3 protein-coding genes are annotated in these 2,925 nt (G+C 72.3%); 1 reads left to right on the top strand and 2 read right to left on the bottom strand.

Annotated elements, in window-relative coordinates; genetic code table 11:
* Positions 1–174: 174 nt before the first annotated feature.
* Positions 175–939: an SDR family NAD(P)-dependent oxidoreductase gene (locus tag ACXJKL_RS18530; protein WP_457208475.1), complete on the bottom strand. Its 765-nt coding sequence runs from the start codon at positions 937–939 to the stop codon at positions 175–177.
* A complete protein-coding gene (locus ACXJKL_RS18525) occupies positions 936–2,186 on the bottom strand; it encodes an acyl-CoA dehydrogenase family protein (protein WP_457208474.1) in 1,251 nt (416 codons plus the stop codon). Before ACXJKL_RS18525 ends, ACXJKL_RS18530 begins: the two co-directional genes overlap by 4 nt.
* Before the next feature lie 28 nt (positions 2,187–2,214).
* On the opposite strand from ACXJKL_RS18525, the gene ACXJKL_RS18520 reads away from it, so the two are divergent.
* Positions 2,215–2,811 carry a TetR/AcrR family transcriptional regulator gene (locus ACXJKL_RS18520; protein WP_457208473.1) on the top strand — a complete coding sequence of 199 codons (597 nt, stop codon included), beginning with the start codon at positions 2,215–2,217 and terminating at the stop codon, positions 2,809–2,811.
* Positions 2,812–2,925 lie beyond the last annotated feature (114 nt).

Here is a 2,925-nt window from a genome sequence, read left to right as displayed (position 1 = left end):
AGCCCGGGTAGCGCAGCAGGTAGGTGAGGTTGGAGGCGCCACCGGAGAACTGGCGGACCGCGGGAGTGCCGTCGAGGCCGGTGGCGTCGGCGGCGTGGGTGCGCAGCCAGGCCGCGACGGACCCGACGTCGAAGGCATCCTCGTCGCGGACCTGCCGTGCGCCGGCGACCTCGCTCACGCGTCGGCCTCCTCGAGCTTGGCGGCCTGCGCACGCATGACCTGGTCGTAGGCCGGACGGTCGGCCCACTTCAGGAAGTAGGCCTGCCGGGCGGGCTCGTCGGGCACGATGACGTCGTCGCCGGCGTCCATCCCGGCCAGGACCGCCGCGGCGATGTGCCCGGCGGTGATCGGGGAGCGCTCGACGAGACCCCGGACGATCTCCCCGAGGGCGGTGTCGCTGCCCTGCATCGAGCTCATCAGGTTGGTCCGGAAGTACGACGGGCACACGGCGCTCGCGCGGATCCCGAAGCCGGCCAGCTCGTGGCCGCACGTCTCGGTGAAGGCGACCACGGCGGCCTTGGTCGCGTTGTAGGAGCCCATTCCCGCCGGGTGCACGAGACCCGCCAGCGAGGCCACGTTGACCAGGTGCCCGGACCCCTGCGCCTTGAGCATCGGGGTGAAGGCCTGCACGCCGCGGACGACACCGAAGAGGTTGACCTCGGTGATCTGTCGCCACTCCTCGATCGTGCAGCGGTCGATCCGGCCACCGCCGGCCACGCCGGCGTTGTTGACCAGCACGTCGAGGCCGCCCCAGCGCTGCTCGACGGCCTCGACGGCCGCCGCCCAGTCGTCCCCGGAGGTGATGTCGAGGACCAGGTCGACCCCCTCCACCGACTCGCGGTCGGTGGCGAGCACCTCGTCGCCGCGCTCCCGGAAGGCGGCCACCAGGGCGGCGCCGAGGCCGGACGCGGCCCCGGTGACCAGGACCCGACGGCTCATCGGTACTTGCCCAGCTCGATCTTGGCCACCACGTTCCGGTGGACCTCGTCGGGCCCGTCGGCCAGGCGCAGCGTGCGCGCCCCGACGTACGCCGCCGCGAGCGGGAAGTCGTCGGTCATGCCGGCGCCGCCGTGGATCTGGATGGCCATGTCGATGACGTCGAGCGCCATCCGCGGCACCTCGACCTTGATCTCGCTGACCGCGGAGAGGGCCTCCGCGGACATCCCCTGGTCGAGCAGCCAGGCGGCGTGCAGGACCAGCATCCGGGAGCGGTTGATGGCGATCCGCGCCTCGGCGATGCGCTCGCGGTTGCCGCCGAGGCCGGCCAGCGGCTTGCCGAAGGCGATGCGCGAGGAGGCGCGTCGGCAGGCGAGCTCCAGGGCCTTCTCCGCCAGCCCGATCGCGCGCATGCAGTGGTGGACGCGGCCCGGCCCCAGACGGCCCTGGGCGATCTCGAAGGCGCGTCCCTCACCGAGCAGGATGTTGCCGAGCGGCACGCGGACGTCGTCGAAGCTGACGTCTCCGTGGCCGAGCGGCTCGTCGTAGTAGCCCATGGTGGTGAGCATCCGCTCGACCTTCACGCCGGGGGCGTCGCGGGGCACGAGGACCATCGTGTGGCGTGAGTGGCGGTCGGCGTCGGGGTTGGTGAGCCCCATGAAGACCAGGACCTTGCAGTCGGGGTTGCCCACGCCGGTGGAGAACCACTTGCGTCCGTTGATCACGACCTCGTCGCCGTCGACCACCGCGGTGGCCGCCATCGTGGTCGCGTCCGAGGAGGCGACGTCCGGCTCGGTCATGCAGAACGCGCTGCGGATCTCGCCCCGCAGCAGCGGCTCGAGCCACGTCGCGCGCTGCTCGTCGGTGCCGTAGCGCAGCAGCACCTCCATGTTGCCGGTGTCGGGGGCGTTGCAGTTGAAGACGAGCGGGGCGAGGAACGAGCCGCCCATGGCCTCGGCCAGCGGGGCGTAGTCGACGTTGCTCAGCCCCTGCCCACCGTCGGTGCCGAAGTCGGTGGCGTAGCGCCCCGCGTGCTCGATCGGCAGGAAGAGGTTCCACAGGCCCTGCGCGCGGGCCTTCGCCTGGAGCTCGGCGATCCGCGGGTCCGGGGCCCAGTGGTCGCCGCCGCTCTCCCGGCGCTCGGTGACGCCTGCGTGCACGTCGGCCTCGATCGGCTCGACCTCGGCGGCGATGAAGTCGCGCACGCGCGTGCGGAGGTCGGCGGCCCGGGGGGAGAGGGAGAAGTCCATGGGTTGACCCTACGCACACTGTTGAGCAATGCTCAATAGCGTGTCCGATCCCGTACGTCGCCGGCTCAGCGCCGACGACCGGCGCCGCCAGCTGGTGGGCATCGGGCTCTCGCAGATCATCGACACCCCGATCCAGGACCTGTCGATGGACCAGGTCGCCGCGGAGGCGGGCATCTCGCGCGGCCTGCTGTTCCACTACTTCCCCACGAAGACCGACTTCTACCTTGCGTGCATCGCCGCGGCGGGACGCCGGATCCTGCGCAACACCGCGCCGTCGGAGGCCGACGAGGGGCCGGTCCAGGTGCGCACGATGATCACCGCGATGGTGGAGCAGATCGACCGGCGTCGGGCGTTCTACCTGACGTTGGTGCACGGCAGCGGGGTCGCCGACCCGCGGCTGGCCGAGGTGCACGAGAGCGTGCGCTCGGTCTCCACCGACCGGGTGGTGGCCGCGCTCGACCTCGACCCCGGGCTGCGCGAGGTCGTGCACGCCTGGTGGGCCTACGTCGAGGACCGGGCGCTCACCTGGAGCGCGAGCGGGCCCGGGGCGCGGTCGCACACCCTGGAGACCCTGGTCGCCCACTGCGAGCGCGCCCTGACGGCGCTGTGCGCCGAGGGCGCCTGACGGTGCTGTGCGCCGAGGGCGCCTGACGGCCTCAGTGGCGGTGCTTGTTCTTGGAGACGGCCTTCGTCGTGACGGTGAACCTCTGGTCGTCGTCGCGAGCCACCCCGGCGCAGG

Source organism: Nocardioides sp. P5_C9_2 (genome assembly GCF_054049555.1).
The sequence above is the reverse complement of the archived record's forward strand: the minus strand, read 5'-3'. Positions and strand labels throughout refer to the sequence as shown.

Coding starts and splice junctions, on each gene's coding strand:
- ACXJKL_RS18530 (WP_457208475.1), bottom strand. CDS start 939: ATGAGCCGTCGGGTCCTGGTCACCGGGGCCGCGTCCGGCCTCGGCGCC.
- ACXJKL_RS18520 (WP_457208473.1), top strand. CDS start 2,215: ATGCTCAATAGCGTGTCCGATCCCGTACGTCGCCGGCTCAGCGCCGAC.
- ACXJKL_RS18525 (WP_457208474.1), bottom strand. CDS start 2,186: ATGGACTTCTCCCTCTCCCCCCGGGCCGCCGACCTCCGCACGCGCGTG.